General features: G+C 54.6%; 18 protein-coding genes and 1 tRNA gene. 12 read left to right on the plus strand and 7 right to left on the minus strand.

Annotated elements, in window-relative coordinates:
* The first annotated feature begins 117 nt into the window (after nucleotides 1–117).
* The 11 genes from DSM117340_RS02445 to DSM117340_RS02495 all read left to right on the plus strand — a co-directional run bounded on the left by DSM117340_RS02445 (nucleotide 118) and on the right by DSM117340_RS02495 (nucleotide 9,814).
* Complete coding sequence (locus DSM117340_RS02445; RefSeq protein ID WP_089887576.1) at nucleotides 118–939, plus strand: glycosyltransferase; 822 nt, start codon at nucleotides 118–120, stop codon at nucleotides 937–939.
* On the plus strand, nucleotides 936–1,856 hold the full coding sequence (locus tag DSM117340_RS02450) for a DMT family transporter (RefSeq protein ID WP_354689845.1): 921 nt from the start codon (nucleotides 936–938) through the stop codon (nucleotides 1,854–1,856). Before DSM117340_RS02445 ends, DSM117340_RS02450 begins: the two co-directional genes overlap by 4 nt.
* Nucleotides 1,853–2,689 (plus strand): glycosyltransferase, encoded by an 837-nt coding sequence (locus DSM117340_RS02455; protein WP_089887578.1) that lies wholly within the window; start codon nucleotides 1,853–1,855, stop codon nucleotides 2,687–2,689. Before DSM117340_RS02450 ends, DSM117340_RS02455 begins: the two co-directional genes overlap by 4 nt.
* Nucleotides 2,690–2,972: 283 nt before the next feature.
* Nucleotides 2,973–3,344, plus strand: coding sequence for a 30S ribosomal protein S12 (rpsL, locus tag DSM117340_RS02460; RefSeq protein ID WP_089887580.1), 372 nt, complete (start codon nucleotides 2,973–2,975; stop codon nucleotides 3,342–3,344).
* Nucleotides 3,345–3,356: 12 nt separating this feature from the next.
* Nucleotides 3,357–3,827 carry a 30S ribosomal protein S7 gene (gene rpsG, locus DSM117340_RS02465; protein ID WP_089887581.1) on the plus strand — a complete coding sequence of 157 codons (471 nt, stop codon included), beginning with the start codon at nucleotides 3,357–3,359 and terminating at the stop codon, nucleotides 3,825–3,827.
* Nucleotides 3,828–3,842: 15 nt separating this feature from the next.
* Entirely contained in the window at nucleotides 3,843–5,963 is a 2,121-nt protein-coding gene (fusA, locus tag DSM117340_RS02470; RefSeq protein WP_089887583.1) for an elongation factor G, read from the plus strand.
* Between the two features lie 66 nt (nucleotides 5,964–6,029).
* Entirely contained in the window at nucleotides 6,030–7,205 is a 1,176-nt protein-coding gene (tuf, locus tag DSM117340_RS02475) for an elongation factor Tu (RefSeq protein WP_089887355.1), read from the plus strand.
* Between the two features lie 118 nt (nucleotides 7,206–7,323).
* Nucleotides 7,324–8,382: a GSCFA domain-containing protein gene (locus DSM117340_RS02480; RefSeq protein ID WP_089887584.1), complete on the plus strand. Its 1,059-nt coding sequence runs from the start codon at nucleotides 7,324–7,326 to the stop codon at nucleotides 8,380–8,382.
* Nucleotides 8,366–9,100 carry a hypothetical protein gene (locus DSM117340_RS02485; RefSeq protein ID WP_089887586.1) on the plus strand — a complete coding sequence of 245 codons (735 nt, stop codon included), beginning with the start codon at nucleotides 8,366–8,368 and terminating at the stop codon, nucleotides 9,098–9,100. Before DSM117340_RS02480 ends, DSM117340_RS02485 begins: the two co-directional genes overlap by 17 nt.
* 51 nt (nucleotides 9,101–9,151) lie before the next feature.
* Nucleotides 9,152–9,227 (plus strand) — tRNA-Trp (locus tag DSM117340_RS02490).
* 89 nt (nucleotides 9,228–9,316) lie between these two features.
* Nucleotides 9,317–9,814 (plus strand): DUF4166 domain-containing protein, encoded by a 498-nt coding sequence (locus DSM117340_RS02495; RefSeq protein WP_089887587.1) that lies wholly within the window; start codon nucleotides 9,317–9,319, stop codon nucleotides 9,812–9,814.
* Here the strand turns inward: DSM117340_RS02495 and DSM117340_RS02500 are convergent.
* The 7 genes from DSM117340_RS02500 to DSM117340_RS02530 form a co-directional block, all read right to left on the minus strand.
* Nucleotides 9,804–10,610, minus strand: a complete 807-nt coding sequence (locus DSM117340_RS02500) for an arginine deiminase family protein (protein ID WP_089887589.1) — start codon at nucleotides 10,608–10,610, stop codon at nucleotides 9,804–9,806. The two genes, DSM117340_RS02495 and DSM117340_RS02500, sit on opposite strands and share 11 nt — an antisense overlap.
* 9 nt (nucleotides 10,611–10,619) lie before the next feature.
* Nucleotides 10,620–11,315, minus strand: a complete 696-nt coding sequence (locus tag DSM117340_RS02505) for an ABC transporter permease (RefSeq protein ID WP_089887591.1) — start codon at nucleotides 11,313–11,315, stop codon at nucleotides 10,620–10,622.
* A 4-nt stretch (nucleotides 11,316–11,319) separates the two neighbouring features.
* Nucleotides 11,320–12,033, minus strand: coding sequence for an ABC transporter permease subunit (locus DSM117340_RS02510; RefSeq protein WP_089887593.1), 714 nt, complete (start codon nucleotides 12,031–12,033; stop codon nucleotides 11,320–11,322).
* A gap of 58 nt (nucleotides 12,034–12,091) precedes the next feature.
* Nucleotides 12,092–12,841, minus strand: a complete 750-nt coding sequence (locus tag DSM117340_RS02515; RefSeq protein ID WP_354689846.1) for a transporter substrate-binding domain-containing protein — start codon at nucleotides 12,839–12,841, stop codon at nucleotides 12,092–12,094.
* Nucleotides 12,842–12,865: 24 nt separating this feature from the next.
* The gene (locus tag DSM117340_RS02520) at nucleotides 12,866–13,654 is read right to left on the minus strand and encodes an ATP-binding cassette domain-containing protein (RefSeq protein WP_271437351.1); all 789 of its coding nucleotides are present in this window, start codon (nucleotides 13,652–13,654) and stop codon (nucleotides 12,866–12,868) included.
* Nucleotides 13,655–13,789: 135 nt separating this feature from the next.
* A complete protein-coding gene (locus tag DSM117340_RS02525; RefSeq protein WP_089887598.1) occupies nucleotides 13,790–14,491 on the minus strand; it encodes an aspartate/glutamate racemase family protein in 702 nt (233 codons plus the stop codon).
* 49 nt (nucleotides 14,492–14,540) lie between these two features.
* Nucleotides 14,541–15,440 carry a LysR family transcriptional regulator gene (locus DSM117340_RS02530; protein ID WP_089887600.1) on the minus strand — a complete coding sequence of 300 codons (900 nt, stop codon included), beginning with the start codon at nucleotides 15,438–15,440 and terminating at the stop codon, nucleotides 14,541–14,543.
* 101 nt (nucleotides 15,441–15,541) lie between these two features.
* On the opposite strand from DSM117340_RS02530, the gene DSM117340_RS02535 reads away from it, so the two are divergent.
* Nucleotides 15,542–16,789 (plus strand): FAD-binding oxidoreductase, encoded by a 1,248-nt coding sequence (locus DSM117340_RS02535; protein ID WP_089887602.1) that lies wholly within the window; start codon nucleotides 15,542–15,544, stop codon nucleotides 16,787–16,789.
* The last annotated feature ends 35 nt before the right edge of the window (nucleotides 16,790–16,824 follow it).

Below are 16,824 nucleotides of genomic sequence, written 5' to 3' on the forward strand. Positions count from 1 at the left end.
AAAACCCCGCTTTCACGAGCGGGGTTTTTTGCTTTTTGGAGCTGGTGTTGCAGGCTGGCGTCTTTGAGGCTTTCCATTTTGGCAGATCAGGTGTTTCCTATTCGTAGGAGAGCGTTCATGGCACAGAAGAGTTTAGATCCACAGGTGATCGGAGTGGTGCGGTTTTCCGTTTTGACCACAGATTTTTCACTTCATGCGCATGACGACCATGAAGCCTTGGCAGATAAGTTGTTTGCGCCTGCGCGTATGGCATTGAGGCTGAGACTTTTTGAACGGCTTTGTTTGCCATCTCTTGTGGGCCAGAGTGATCAAGGGTTTCGGCTCGTTGTGCTTACGGCTGAAGCGCTGCCGGATGACATTCGCGAACGGCTTGATGCGTTGGTGGCTCCACATGAGAATATCAGCGTTTATGCGGCGGCCCCTGAACAGCATTATCAGATGATAAAGAAGGCTTATGCCTCTGTTTATGAAAACGATGCACAGTATCGCCTCACCTTTCGGTTGGATGACGATGATGCGCTTGCGCTTGATTATGTGGCGCGTCTCAAAACACTGGCGCGGGGGCTTTTGCCTCTGAGGCCCGATGTGCCGCAGGTGATCGCGTTTAACCGAGGGTTTTATGTCGATATGACTGCGCCGAAGGGCAGGGGGCGTGTGTTTGATACGGTGGAGCGCGCGCCCTTGTCTTGCGGAACGGCACTGCTTGCGCCTGCGAGCTATACGCGCAACCCATACCGCTATAATCATCGTGCTTTGGCGCAGCACTACAATGTCTATTCCGACATCTTGGAGCCTTGCTTCTTGCGCACGATTCACGGCGATAATCACTCGAGCCCTGCAAAGCTCGGTATTTTAGGGAAGCTGGGCGAGGATGCCGTCGCTGATCAGATCTCGCGATATTTTGGACTGGATATAGATATGCTTGGAGCGCTTGAATGATTTCGGCACAAGACAATTTACGCGGGGCTGTCTTGATGATGGTGTCGATGGCGGCGTTTACGTTCAATGACGCATTTATGAAGATGATTTCTGCAAAGCTGCCGTTGTTTCAAATTTTGATGCTGCGGGGCATTTTGACAACCTGCCTGATTGCGCTTGTGATGCTCGCAATGGGGCGCTTGCGTTTTGCAGTCCCGCGTGAGGACCGTTGGCTTGTGTTTACGCGTGTTGTTGCGGAGGCGGCCTCGGCCTATTTTTTCCTGACTGCATTGTTCAATATGCCAATCGCCAATGTCAGCGCGATCATGCAGGCCTTGCCTCTGGCGATCACACTGGCGGCGGCAGTGTTCTTTCGGGAGCCTGTCGGCTGGCGACGATTGTCTGCCATTTTTGTCGGATTTTTTGGAGTTATGCTGATCATTCGCCCAGGGGCCGAGGATTTCACGCTCTACTCGCTTTATACTTTGGCGGCGGTGATCGTCGTCACAATCCGTGATCTGGCCACGCGGCGCTTGAGCGCTGAGACGCCTTCGATGGCAGTGACATTTTATTCCTCCCTCGGTGTCACGTTCTTTTTTGCTATGGCGGCGCCGTCGCAAGGGTGGGTTCCAGTGGATGGATATGCCGCAATGATGATTGCGGGGGCTTCTGTGATGGTGATTGGTGGATACATTTGCTCAATCATGGTGATGCGGATTGGCGAGATCAGTTTTGTGGCTACGTTCCGCTATACCTCACTGGTTTGGGCGTTGCTTTTGGGATGGTTGGTGTTTGGCGATTGGCCAAAGCCTGTGACACTTTTGGGCGCGTCGATCGTGATTGGATCGGGTGTATTTATGCTTTTGCGAGAACGCCAAATCAACCGTCGTGTGGCCAAAGCTGCAGCAGCACGGCCAGCTGCGGGGGCAGGGGTATGAGGCAGGCGAAGCTTCAGGTTTTGGGGCTATGCCGCTGGTCGTATCCGAGCCAGACGGGTGCGTTCAACAATACAGGCGAGAGCCTTGAAGCTTTGCAGAGCGAGCTTTATGCGGCGGGGCGTATGGCTGTGCGGCTCTTTTTCTTGGAGCACCTTGTCTTGCCAAGCCTGCGGGCGCAGAGCGACCCAGACTTTACGCTTGTCTTGATGATGGGGGAGACGCTGCCCGAGCCATGGCGCTCGCGTGTGCTTGAGCTTGTACAAGATGTGCCGCAAGTGAAGCCTGTATTTTTGCCAGAAGGTCAGAACCATATGGCCGCCTGTACAGCGCTCATGCGGGCGCATCGAGACGAGAATGCAGATGTTGTTGTCGAGTTTCGTTTGGATGACGATGATGCTGTAGCAAGCGACTTTGTTGCGCAATTGCGCGGGCTCTATCGGCAGCTGCGTCCGATCTACAAAGCCAACAAGCGGGTTGCCGTTGATTTTTGTCGGGGGTTCTTGTTTCGCTGTGAGGATGATGGAGGGGTGAACTATCTTCCTGTCGAGGCACGGCTCTGGACGCCTGCACTTGCGCTTTACCTGCCGCCTGATCATCCGCGCAGCCTGCTGAACTATCCGCATATGCGAACATGGCGGAGTATGCCTGTTTTGAGCCTGAACAAGAAGCCAATGTTCGTACGGGGTGCTCATGGGGGGAATGACAGCGCGATCAAAGAACGCAAGGTCGATAGCTTCCGATACAAGCTTGAGACTTTGCCATCTGTGATGGCCTCGGACTTCGGGGTTGATCTGGAGGCTTTTGAGGCGGCTTGGAGCGAGGTTTGCGCCTGACGGCCCATGCGGCAAAGGGATTGGCCCCGCTGTGTTGACAAGCTCTGCGACTCCCCCTAAAAGCCCCTCATCCGGCTATGGGCACGCCCTAATGCCGTTTACATAACTTGAGTGGTCAAGATCCGAGCTATTGCTGCGAAGATCCTCTGTAAACCCGCCGCGCCGTTTACCTCGGAATGGGAACGATGCGGCTTTTGTGTGTTGTGGACGCATGATGCACGCGAATTGAAACCGCGAGGGGACACCCTTGCATACATGTGTTGAGAAACGGGAAAAGAGCCCTATGCCAACGATCCAACAGCTCATCCGGAAGCCCCGGAAGCCGAAAGTCAAACGCTCCAAATCGCTTCACCTCGAGGGTAACCCTCAGAAGCGCGGCGTTTGTACACGCGTCTATACAACCACGCCTAAGAAGCCGAACTCGGCGATGCGTAAAGTTGCTAAAGTACGTCTCACAAATGGCTTTGAAGTCATCAGCTACATCCCAGGTGAAAGCCACAACCTTCAGGAGCACTCTGTTGTCCTGATCCGTGGCGGTCGTGTAAAAGACCTTCCCGGTGTTCGCTACCACATCCTGCGCGGTGTTCTTGATACGCAAGGCGTTAAAGACCGTAAGCAGCGCCGTTCGAAATATGGCGCTAAGCGTCCTAAGTAAGGAAGAGATCACATGTCACGTCGTCACGCCGCTGAAAAACGCGAAGTCCTTCCTGACGCCAAATTTGGTGACCGGGTTCTGACAAAATTCATGAACAACCTGATGATCGACGGCAAAAAAGCTGTTGCCGAGCGTATCGTCTACAACGCGTTTGATCGCGTTGAGAGCAAAATCAAGCGCGCCCCTGTGGAAGTCTTCCACGAAGCGCTCGAAAACATCAAACCGTCCGTCGAAGTGCGTTCGCGCCGCGTCGGTGGTGCGACATACCAGGTGCCTGTTGAAGTGCGCCCTGAGCGTCGCGAAGCCCTTGCCATCCGTTGGTTGATCAATGCGAGCCGCGCTCGCAACGAAAACACCATGGAAGAGCGCCTTGCTGGCGAACTGATGGATGCTGTGCAATCTCGCGGTTCTGCCGTGAAAAAGCGCGAAGACACTCACAAAATGGCCGATGCGAACAAAGCATTCAGCCACTACCGCTGGTAATAGGAAGCACCTGATATGGCACGCGACTATCCCCTCGAACGCTACCGTAACTTTGGTATCATCGCGCACATCGACGCCGGTAAAACCACATGTTCCGAGCGTATCCTGTTTTACACGGGTAAATCACACAACATCGGCGAAGTGCACGATGGCGCAGCCACCATGGACTGGATGGAGCAAGAGCAGGAGCGTGGCATCACGATCACCTCAGCTGCGACAACCACGTTCTGGGAGCGCACAGAGAACGGCACAGAAGCCGACTCACTCAAGCACCGCATGAACATCATCGACACACCAGGCCACGTTGACTTCACAATCGAAGTTGAGCGTTCGCTTGCGGTACTCGATGGTGCGGTTACTGTTCTTGACGGTAACGCCGGCGTTGAGCCACAGACCGAAACAGTATGGCGTCAAGCCGACCGCTACAAAGTTCCGCGGATTGTTTTTGTCAACAAAATGGACAAAATCGGCGCAGACTTCTTCAACTGTGTTCGCATGATCGAAGACCGCACGGGTGCGACAGCTATCCCTGTTGGTATTCCGATCGGTTCGGAAACAGATCTTGAAGGTCTGATTGATCTTGTGACCATGGAAGAATGGCTGTGGCAGGGCGATGACCTTGGCGCATCATGGGTCAAAGCTCCAATCCGTGACGGTCTCAAGGCGCAAGCCGACGAGTGGCGCGGCAAGCTTGTTGAAGCTGCTGTGGAAATGGACGACGACGCTATGGAAGCCTACCTCATGGAAGGCACAGAGCCTGACGTGGCAACGCTTCGCGTACTGCTTCGCAAGGGCTGCTTGGCTCTGAAGTTCGTTCCTGTTCTTGGTGGTTCCGCCTTCAAAAACAAAGGTGTTCAGCCGCTTCTCAACGCCGTAATCGACTACCTCCCGAGCCCGCTCGACGTTGTTGATTACATGGGCTTTAAGCCAGGCGATGAGACAGAAACACGTGACATCCCGCGCCGTGCGGACGATGACATGGCGTTCTCTGGCCTTGCGTTCAAGATCATGAACGACCCGTTTGTTGGCTCGCTGACATTCACACGGATCTATTCAGGTAAGCTCGAAAAGGGCGACACTGTCTTTAACTCTACCAAAGGTAAGAAAGAGCGCATCGGTCGTATGATGATGATGCACTCAATCAACCGTGAAGAGATCGAAGAAGCTTTCGCTGGCGATATTATCGCTCTGGCTGGCCTCAAAGATACAACAACGGGCGACACACTTTGCGACGTTAAAGAGCCAGTGGTTCTGGAAACAATGACATTCCCCGATCCCGTTATCGAGATTGCCATTGAGCCAAAGACAAAGAACGACCAAGAGAAAATGTCTCAAGGTCTGCAGCGTCTTGCGGCTGAAGATCCCTCGTTCCGTGTTGAGACTGACATTGAATCAGGCCAGACCATCATGAAGGGTATGGGTGAACTTCACCTCGATATTCTCGTGGACCGTCTGAAGCGTGAATTCAAAGTTGAAGCCAACATCGGTGCGCCACAGGTTGCTTATCGTGAGACCATCTCTCACGAAGTTGAGCACACTTACACGCACAAGAAACAGTCGGGTGGTTCAGGCCAGTTCGGCGAGGTGAAAATGATCATCTCTCCAACAGAGCCAGGCGAAGGTTACTCGTTTGAAAGCCGTATCGTCGGCGGGTCTATTCCTAAAGAATATATCCCAGGCGTAGAAAAGGGCATCAACTCCGTCACAGACAGCGGCCCTCTGGCTGGCTTCCCTGTGATCGACTTCAAAGTTGCTCTGATCGACGGTAAGTTCCACGATGTTGACTCATCGGTTCTCGCATTCGAAATCGCGGCCCGTATGTGTATGCGTGAAGGCATGCGCAAAGCTGGCGCGAAATTGCTTGAGCCAGTGATGAAAGTCGAAGTGATTACACCTGAAGAATATACAGGCGGCATCATCGGCGATTTGACATCACGTCGTGGTCAGGTTTCGGGCCAAGAGCCTCGCGGCAACGCGATTGCGATTGATTGCTTTGTGCCGCTCGCGAACATGTTCGGCTACATCAACACTCTGCGTTCTATGTCTTCGGGCCGCGCTCAGTTTACGATGCAGTTTGACCATTACGAGCCGGTTCCAAACAACATCTCGGAAGAAATCCAAGCGAAGTACGCTTAATCTTATAGAAAATTTGGGCGGGCCAGTCGGGCCCGCCTATCCTTAGAATGAATAGGAGGCCATCTCATGGCAAAGGAAAAGTTTAGCCGTAACAAACCGCACTGCAACATCGGCACGATTGGTCACGTTGACCACGGCAAGACGACGTTGACAGCAGCGATCACGAAATACTTCGGTGACTTCAAAGCGTACGACCAGATTGATGGCGCGCCAGAAGAGAAAGCCCGTGGTATCACGATTTCAACAGCGCACGTTGAGTATGAGACAGAGAACCGTCACTACGCACACGTCGACTGCCCAGGCCACGCGGACTATGTGAAGAACATGATCACGGGTGCGGCGCAGATGGACGGCGCGATCTTGGTTGTGAACGCGGCCGACGGCCCGATGCCACAGACACGCGAGCACATTCTGCTTGGCCGTCAGGTTGGCATCCCGTCAATGGTTGTTTTCATGAACAAAGTTGACCAGGTTGACGACGAAGAGCTTCTTGAGCTCGTTGAAATGGAAATCCGTGAGCTTCTGTCAGCTTATGATTACCCAGGTGACGACATTCCAGTGATCGCGGGCTCAGCGCTTGCGGCGATGGAAGGCCGTGACGCGAACATCGGCGAAGACAAGATCCGTGAATTGATGGCGGCTGTTGATGAGTACATCCCACAGCCTCCACGCGCGATCGACGAGCCCTTCCTTCTGCCAATCGAAGACGTGTTCTCAATCTCAGGCCGCGGCACAGTTGTGACGGGTCGTGTTGAGCGTGGCGCGATCAACGTTGGCGACGAAATGGAAATCGTTGGTATCCGCGACACCAAGAAAACGACCTGCACAGGCGTTGAAATGTTCCGCAAGCTGCTTGATCGCGGTGAAGCTGGCGACAACGTTGGCGTTCTTCTTCGCGGCATCGACCGTGAAGGTGTTGAGCGTGGCCAGGTTCTTTGTAAGCCCGGTTCTGTGAACCCGCACACCAAGTTTGAGGCAGAAGTTTACATTCTGACCAAAGACGAAGGTGGCCGTCACACGCCGTTCTTCGCGAACTACCGTCCACAGTTCTACTTCCGTACAACGGACGTGACAGGCACGGTTGAGCTTCCAGAAGGCACGGAAATGGTTATGCCAGGCGACAACCTGAAGTTCGGCGTTGAGCTGATCGCGCCTATCGCGATGGAGCAAGGCCTGCGCTTTGCGATCCGCGAAGGCGGCCGTACCGTTGGTTCGGGCGTTGTTGCGAAGATCGTTGAGTAAGCTCTAGAGCTTATACAGACTTAGAAAGGGCCGCCTCATAAGGGCGGCCCTTTTTCTGTGACAGGTCTTCGGGTGTGCTTTGTTACGCTTCTGGAAACAGTACGGATTGTGCCAGAGAATGAGTAACCCCTATGACGCGCTAGGCACTTCTGCATTTTGGCGCACGGCTGTCGCAGAAAAGGGCCCGCTAGGGCTCGAGCACCTTTGGACGCCAAAGTTCCATGTGCGCCCCGAGCATAAAATTGTGACAGCGGGCAGTTGTTTTGCTCAGCACATTGGCCAAGCACTTGTGGAGCGCGGATACAGCTGGCTTGACGCGGAACCTGCGCCGCCTTGGGTTGTTGGGGAGGATGCGAAGGCTCTCAATTACGGGGTTTTTAGCTGTCGCACAGGGAATATCTACACGCCTAGGATGCTGTTGCAATGGCTGCGGCTTGCGTTTGAGGGGGGGGACACTGAGCTATGGGAGGCAGAGGGTCGTTGGTTTGATCCGCTTCGGCCTGTGATCGAGCCAAATGGTTTCGCTCACAGTGACGAGTTGCAATCTGCGCGTCAGGCGACGCTGGCGAGCATCCGAAATGCTGTCACGGAAGCAGATGTTTTCATCTTTACGCTCGGGCTGACAGAGGCATGGCGTCATAGTGGCACAGATTTTGAATATGCGCTCTGCCCTGGTACCATTGTAGGGGCTGAGTTCGATGAAGCTGTGCATTGCTTTCACAATGCCAGTTTTGCGCAATTGCGTGACGATCTGGAGGCCGCAATTGCTTTGATGCGGGAAAAGAACAGCGCTTTAAAAATCTTACTTACTGTTTCGCCCGTACCGTTGGTCGCCTCTGCCTCGGGGGCACATGTGTTGGCGGCCACGTCTCATTCCAAATCGCTGTTACGCGCGGTTGCGGGAGAGTTGGCTGGTGCTGCAGAGGCTATCGATTACTTCCCCTCTTATGAGATCATTACGCACCCCGTGTTTCGCGGGATGTTCTTTGCGCCAAACATGCGGGCGGTCGTGCCTGAAGGTGTTGCAACGGTAATGAGGCATTTCTTCGAGGATCAGCGTCGAGTGTTTGGAGAGGTCGTTCAGTCTTCACCGGGCAAGCGCCGCAAAAAGAACAAAGTGCGATCGGAAAGTGATGTGATGTGTGAAGAGGAATTGCTCAATGCCTTCGCAAAGTAAGCTTGCGATTTTTGGCGATAGCAATCTCGGGGCTGTGCGTCGCGCTTTTGACGACGGATTGCTGAGCTTTCCCGGGTATGACGTTGAGTTTTGGGGCGCAGCTGGCAGCGAGTATCGCAATATTCACTACGGCAAAGGCGCGTTGCGTCCAATCACGCCAGAAGCCGAAAAGGCCGTTCTTTTTGTCAACGGAAAGGGGCGCAAGCATCTGCGGACCAAAGACTTCAATGTTTTTGTCTTTTATGGCGTGCGGCTTCGGTTGGCTGAGTTCTTCGCAGCATATATCGATCTGATGCTTGATCATGAGCGTTCGGTCAGTGAGGCGGCACTTGCATCTGCGGCCAAGCAGTTCTTGCAGGAGCGTCGCGCCGTTAGGATGGCACAGCTGATGAAGGCGGATGGGGCCGAGGAGATTGTCTTTGTTTTCGCGGGCTTTCCATGTTGGGGTGTCATAGATCAGAGAGCAGAGGGCCGCCTCTTGGCAGACTACCCAAGAGTATTAGAGGCGCAGCCGAGCCATAGAGCACGGTTGTGGGCTGCGCTTGAGCGAGCTTTTGAGGATTTGGGGCTGGGATTTATCGGACAACCAGAAGAGGCTGTCGTGCAGGGTATGTTTAGCGACCCTGTTTATGCAGTTGAGGGCGCTGCCGAAAAAGAGGATGCCAATCATAAATCGCCAAGTTTTGCGGCCTTGCAGCTGAAAAAGCGCTTTGAGTGAAAAAGCGCCTTGATTTCCGCCGCGCTGCGATTTATCCGATAGCTTGGCCTTAGGGGTATAGCTCAGTTGGTAGAGCGACGGTCTCCAAAACCGTAGGCCCACAGTTCGAGTCTGTGTGCCCCTGCCATTTTCCTTTGATGACTTGTCATTTATCAGATCAAAGCCTAGTCCAACGCGGGCAGGTTTGGTCGGCAGAGATGTGAGGAGACTTCTGATATGAGGCTATTTGAACGCATTCTCGGCGCGCGCTTTGAGGCGCTTGCGCCTGAAGTTCAGGCGCTCCATCGTCAGGTTGGCATCAAAGAGGGCGAGATCAGTTTGCGAGCCTCTCCAATCATGCAACTCTTTGGCTTTCCCCCACCTTGCAAAGATGCGCCACTTTGGTTTGGCACGCGAGAAGAGGAACACGTAGCGATTTGGCGGCGTCAGATTAAGGACCGCGAGTTGCGTTCTGAGGTCTGGCAGTCGGGTGATCTGGTTGTTGAGCGTATGGGCGTTGTGACGATCACCTCTGAGCTTGTCATTGCGCATGGAGCGCTCAGCCAAGAGACCAGAGGGGTTCGTTTTATGGACATGCCTTTGCCGCGCGCGCTATGGCCGCGCGTCACGGCCCGCGAATGGGGGGCCGCTGGGACGTATCACTTCAAGATAGAAGTGCGTGCTCCTATCTTTGATGTCGTCTTGCTCGCTTATGAAGGCTGGCTTAGGCCTTAACTGGGGGCTTTGGCGGCGAGAAGCGCAGGCTTAGGCAGGACATGCCTCCATCGAGCTTGGCGGCCTCTGAATTGCCGACTTCACGCACAGTATAGCCCGCCTTATCAAGCACCTCCGCTGTGCGCGGGAAGCCTGAGGGCATGATCACCAGTTCGTTGAAGCGGATGGTGTTGCCGCAGGCCTCTTCGCCCTCGGCGGTATGGATGACGCGGTAGCCCTCAAAGCAGCCTGAGGCGGCGAGGCGTTTTGTGGAGAGGATGGTCTCTTCATCGAGCAGCGAGCAGTCAGTCTTGAAGTGCAGTACGCCCGCAGGGGTGGTGACTTCGCGCACGGTGTAGCCCCAGTCGACTGTGGCGCGGCGGAGGGCTTCGATGCCGCCCGATGTGGTGCGGGCTGACGTTCCGACGAGGATTTCTTTTTCTGTGGTCAGGATGTCGCCGCCTTCGATAAAGTCGGGGGCTTCGATTGTGCGGATGTCTTCATAGAAGTGGGCCAATGTGGGAGCCATGATCGCGGCCTCGCCGAGGCGTGTTGGCGCGCCGGGGCGCATGACAACGGCCCCTTCAGGAAGGCAGAGGGCGGCATCTTCAACGAAGACGCTGTCGGGGTAATCTTCCAATGCGTCAAGCAGCGTGACCTCTGCACCTGTAGAGCGCAGGGCGGCGACATAGTCGGCATGATGCTGAGCAAAGAGCGCAAGATCGGGTGTGCCTGTATCCACAGCGCGCAGGCCTTTGATGATGCTTTGCGACGGTTGGCGTGAGATCGCATGTGAAAAGGTATATGAGCGTGACATGAGGCGCCTTTAACTGCGGGATTGTTTTGGTATGCGGTTTTCCAGATAGCGGAACCCGAGGACAAGAATGCCTGTGAGGCAGAGATAGATTGCTGCAACAAAGAGCAATGGCTCATATATTTTGTATGTTTCCTGCCGCACGATAGACCCGATGCCATAGACCTCAAAGACTGTGATGGTCGCTGCAAGCGGTGTGGCTTTGAGCGTGAGGATAAATTCGCCCGTGAGGGTCGGGAATGTGTTTTGTAAGGCGCGAGGCAGCCAGACGCGGCGGAGCACTTGGAAGGGGCTCATGCCGATGGCTCGCGCGGCCTCAAGTTCGCCTTTGGGGACACCACGGAAGGCTCCGCGCATGATCTCGCCCTCATAGCCTGCTACGGACAAGGAAAACGCCAGAACCGCGTAGGGGAAGGCATCGCGCAACACAGGCCAGAGGAAGCTCTCGCGGATACCGGGTATCGAGGGAAAGAGCGAGCCGACGCCGTAGTAAATCAGCCAGAGCTGAATGAGCAGAGGCGTGCCGCGGATCACTGTTGTGAAGGCACGCGCAAGCCAAGCGAGCGGTCGTGGGCCTGTGACCTGCACAAGGCCAATTGGGATCGCCAGAGACATGCCGATCAGGATCGACCAGAACAAGAGCTGCAGGGTAAGCCAGAGGCCTTCTGCGAAGCGCGGGAGATACTCGGGGAGCCATGACCAATCCATATGCTTAACTCTGACTTGGCTGACCGCGGCGGAAGTGCCGCTCGATCAGAGCAAAGACGCCCGTGGAGGCGAGAGAGAGCGCGAGGTAGAGTACGGCTGCGGCCATATAAAACATGAAGTAAGACTTTGTTGCGCCTGCGGCCTGCTTGGTTTCAAGCGCAAGCTCAGAAAAGCCGACGACCGCAAGCAGAGCGGTTTCTTTGGTGGCGATGAGCCAGAGATTGGCAAGACCCGGCAGGGCGAAAGGGATCATGGCTGGCAATATGATACGCCAGTGTGACTTGAAGGCTGACATCCCGATCGCGCGCGCGGCTTCGATTTGCCCAAAGGGCACAGCGAGAAATGCGCCGCGCAGAACTTCTGTAGAGTAAGCGCCTTGAACAAAACCAATAACATAGATGCCGGCCCAAAGGCCTGAAATATCCATGCGCTCAAACCCCATTGAGGTGAGCGCCATATTAAGCAGGTCTGTGCCGAGGTAATAGAGAAGGAGGATCAGAACGAGTTCGGGCACGGCCCGAATAACAGTCGTGTAGACTGTGAGTGCGCCGCGCAAGACGGGACCACCGTAGATTTTTCCGAAGGCTCCGAAGAGGCCAAGGGCTAGCCCAAGAGCATAAGCGCCAAGCGCAATCTGGAACGTGCTCCAAAGCCCGCGCAGCAAGTTGCCGCCCCATCCGGGGGGCGAAAGGGCCAAGAGTTCGAGCGCGTTTTCCATGAAGTCCGATCAGATAAAAAAGTGCGCGGCAGAAGACACCGCCGCGCACACAGGGCGTTTAGCCGCCGTAAATGTCAAAGTCGAAGAACTTTTTGCCGATGGCGTCATATGTGCCATCTTCGCGGATCTGTTTGATCGCTGCGTTAAACTTCGCGGCCAGTCCTGTGTCTTCTTTGCGCATGCCAACACCGACGCCAGGTCCGAAGACTTCTTCGTCGTTGAGTTCTGCTTTCACTTCCATGTCTGGAGCGCTTGCAAGGTAATCTGCGAAGGCAATTGAGTCGCCAACAACGGCGTCAACACGGCCTGCTGTCAGGTCTTGGTTGTGCTCATCAAACGTGCTGTAGGTTTTGATTTCTGTGCCATCAAAGTGCTTTTCGGCATAGTTTTGGTGAATTGTCGAAACTTGCACGCCTACGATTTTGCCCGCAAGGCTATCTGGGCCGATGTCCATGGACTTTGGCGCCACCAGAACGGCGGGTGTGTTGTAATATTTATCGGAGAAGTTGATTGTCTCCATACGCTCGGCTGTGATTGACATTGACGCAACGATCGCGTCGATTTTGCCTGCGAGAAGAGCCGGGATGATGCCGTCCCATGCTACGTCAACGACGACGCATTCTTCTTCCATCGCTGCACAAAGAGCGTTTTTGAGATGGACTTCAAAACCTTCCCATTCGCCTGCAGCGTTCTTTGCTGTGAAGGGTGGGTAGGCTTCGGCGGCGAAACCGATTTTGATTTCGGCTGTGGCTGCTGTTGCCGTGAGGGCCAGAGCGGCAACTGTGCCAAGGATTGATTTAAGTTTCATTTTAGTCTCCCGTTTTTTTGTTGGTTAGTGAGTTGTTTGAATGAACGAGGCAAAACGTTCACTGCTGGGGTTCGTGAAGATGGTTTCTGGCGCGCCGCGTTCTTCGACGCGGCCTTCGTGCAGATAAACCACCTCTGACGATACATCGCGCGCAAATCGCATTTCATGCGTCACGAGGATCATGGTGCGGCCTTCTTCGGCAAGACCACGAATAACTTTGAGCACTTCGCCGACAAGCTCAGGATCAAGCGCCGATGTCGGCTCGTCAAAGAGCATAACTTTGGGCTCCATCGCCACGGCGCGCGCGATGGCGGCGCGCTGTTGTTGGCCTCCAGACAGAAACGCTGGATATTGCTCGCGTTTGTCATAAAGCCCGACGCGCTCAAGAATACCTTCAGCGCGCTCGCGGGCCTCGGCTTTGGGCACTCCAAGTACCTGCACTTGACCTTCCATGACGTTTTGCAACACGGTCATATGCTGCCAAAGATTGAAGCTTTGAAAGACCATGCCAAGTTGAGAGCGCAGCCGCGCGACTTGTTTCTTGTCCGATGGCACGCGGTCTTTTCCGCTGCCTTTGAATTTTACGTCTTCGCCCGAGAGGCGGATCGTGCCCGCGGTGGGAAGTTCCAGAAGGTTTATGCAGCGCAAAAATGTGCTTTTGCCCGACCCAGAGGAGCCAACAATTGAGACGACATCGCCTTCACGCGCGGTCATGGACACACCTTTGAGGACCTCTAGGTCTCCAAATGATTTGTGCAAGTCTTCTACTTCTAGCGTGGCAGCCGTGGTGTTTTTGTTTGATTTATCGGTCATGCGCTTTTTATTGATCTCCCCGTACGGCCCCGCGATAGACAGAGAATCTCTTGGCCGCAACGATCCGAGCTTAGTTTCTTGGGGTCAATTGGCAATCTTTTTCTTAATTTCAGCTGGTTGCCCTTTGGGAACCGCCTAGAAACTGCGGGGCGCGAGGCCAGCTTCAAACCAGCTCACTAAGCTGTAAATTGAATAGACGGGGAGCCCCGTTGCTTCCGCAACAGCGGCGGCATAGGGCGGCATGTTGGTACATTCGAGCACAAGTGCGCCTACGTGAGGGTGCGCGGCGCAAAGCTGTTTTGCGGCGGCGGTGATTTCGGCTTTTGAGGCGTCAACGTCAAGCTCAGGCTTGTTGCCAAGGATAGCAGTGCTAAATGCACCGTCGTCTGTGCCGATGATCGGGGTGTCGAGGGGTGCGCCCGCAGCTTTTAGGTGGGCGGCTGTCAGGCTTTCGGCTGAAATGGTGAGTACTGCGGCACACTTGCCTGAGGGCAAAAGAGCGTTGATGGTTGGAATTTGCATGAGCGAGGATGTTGCGACAGGGACGCCTAGCGCGGACTTGAGATCGTCTTGCAGGAGCGACAGGAACCCACAGGTTGTTGTGATTCCTGTGCAGCCGTTGGCAATGAGCTTTTGGCCTGCTTCAATGAAGGCGTTGAGCATTTGGGTTGGGTCGCCTTTGACAATCGCGTCAGGGGTTGCGCCTTTGACCACCTCGTAGCGCACGTGAAAGGGCCAGCTTTCCGGATTGCCGATGTCGCCCAAGATGCGTGGAAACGCTGTGTCGAGCAGTAGGATTCCGAGGCGCGGTTTTATCTGCTGTTCTGGCTGTGTCATTTGGCCCTCATTTTGGGTTCTGGCCGTTCTGGGCGCTGGATAACTTTGCTTAGCTGGGCGTTTGGTAGGGCTCAAGCTCCTTGAGAAGCAGCTCAAGGAAATCCTTTGCCGTTTGGGACAGCGGGCGCGTCGCCGAAGTGATGACGGCCATATCCATGTTGATGGCTGGTTCAAAGGCGCGTGAGACAAAACGGGGATCGAAGTCGTGCTCAAGCACGAAGGGGTCAAGCAAAGACACGCCCATACCTTCTTTTACAAAACTCAGCAGATTCTTGAAAAGATGTGAGTGCACGCGTGTGCGCATTGGAATGCCGGCATCGGCGAAAGCCTCGCGTAGGCGGCGGTGCGTCATGTGATCAGGCCCCATGGCTATAATGGGCGTATCGCCGAGCAATTCGGGTGTCAAAACATCATACTGCGCGAGCGGATCGTCGCGATGAATTGCGAGGCGAGTTTGGACATGAAGCGGATAGACCGTGAGTGTGTCATAGAGCAGAGGGCGCTCGCATATCCCGATTTCAAAAAGTCCAGATGTGACCCATTCCTGAATTTTGGTCGAATACTGGGACTGAAACGAGATGTTCATATCAGGTCGGTCTTTGGCGAATTTTGCGATGACCGCTGGAATAAAGCCAAATGACATCGAGTGTTGCGACGCGACTTGGAGCTGACCCGCTTGCTTGTTTTGCAAATCAACGACTGTTTGGGTGACGTGGTCGAGGCCGCGCACGACGGTATCGATTTCGCGGAAGAGCATCGCCGCTTCGGGCGTTTGTACAAGGCGGCCATGTACACGCTCAAAAAGTGGCAGGCCTGTTTGGCGCTCGAGCTGAGCTAAGAGATTCGAAATTCCTGGCTGAGAAATCCCAAGTGCTTCGGCGGCGCCTGTTACGGTCCCGCTTTCGACGATGGCATGGAAGGCTTGAAGTTGTCTGAATCTAAGGCGCATGCAAATACAGTATAATAAAAAGTTATGTGAAGGCTATTTAATTGTATTTGAAATGATGCAGGGGACTCCGCATGCTAAATCCAGCGATAGGGGAACGCGTAATGAAGTCAGAGCACATTGTGATTGTCGGAGCTGGGATCGTTGGCGCTGCCAGTGCGATATGGCTGCGGCGCGCAGGCAAGGAAGTTACGCTGATTGATAAGGGCGAGCCAGGAATGGGAGCGTCTTATGGCAACGGCTGTATTTTGGCCAGTTCCTCTGTTGTGCCTGTTACAGGGCCGGGTTTGCTCCGCAAGGCGCCAGCTTATCTGGCCGATCCGAATTTTCCATTGTTCATGCGTTGGAGCTACCTCCCAAAACTTGTGCCTTGGCTTGTGCGTTATATGAGCCATGCGAATGCTGGCGATACGCGTCGGATCAGCCAAGGTTTGACCACTATTGTCGGGGACAGCCTTGAGCAACATCAGGCCCTGACGCATGGGACAGACGCCTCCAAATGGGTGTGCGAGTCCGACTATTCCTTTGTTTATAAAGACCGTGCAGCCTTTGACGCAGATGCCTTTAGCTGGAAGCTGCGCGCCGAGGCGGGCTTTGTGCCTGAGCTTGTGGAGGGGGACGAAGTCCATGAGCGGGAACCAATCCTGAGCGAAGCGGCGGGACTTCTTGCTGTCATGAAAAATCATGGGTTCATTCTCAACCCCGGCTCATATGTGAAAGATCTCGTGGCGCTTCTGGAGCAGCTGGGCGGGCGCTTTGTGCAGGCCGAAGTGAAAGATTTTGATGTGAGCGGTGGCGCGGTGTCAGCTGTAGAAACAACCGAGGGACGCTTTGAATGTGACAAGGCTGTGATCGCTTCGGGTGTCTGGTCCAAGCCGTTGATGGGCAAGCTTGGTATCAGCGTGCCGCTTGAGGCCGAGCGGGGATATCACATTGTTTACAAAGGGCCGAGCGAAGTCCCAAACAACCCGATGATGTTGGCTGAGGGCAAATTTGTTGCAACAGCTATGAATCAGGGGCTACGCTGCGCTGGCATCGTTGAATTTGGCGGGCTGACAGAGGAGCGTTCCAAAGCGCCTCTCGCTCTGCTGCGCAAAAAAGTGAAAGCGTTTTTTCCAAGGCTTGAAGCCGACGGAGAAGAAGAGTGGCTTGGCTTTCGACCTGCCCCTACCGACAGCTTGCCGCTGATTGGTGAGGTTGGAACGAGCGGTGTTTTTGCCGCGTTTGGCCATCACCACATTGGCCTGACAGGTGGGCCAAAGACGGGTCGGCTTGTGGCTGACATGATTACGGGGCAGCATTCTAACAATGATATGCGCCCCTTTCAGCCTATGCGCTTTGCTAAGGGCTAAACAAACCAAGAAACTGAAGAAACCAAAGGGAGAAA

The organism is Lentibacter algarum (genome assembly GCF_040580765.1).
Lineage (GTDB): Bacteria > Pseudomonadota > Alphaproteobacteria > Rhodobacterales > Rhodobacteraceae > Lentibacter > Lentibacter algarum.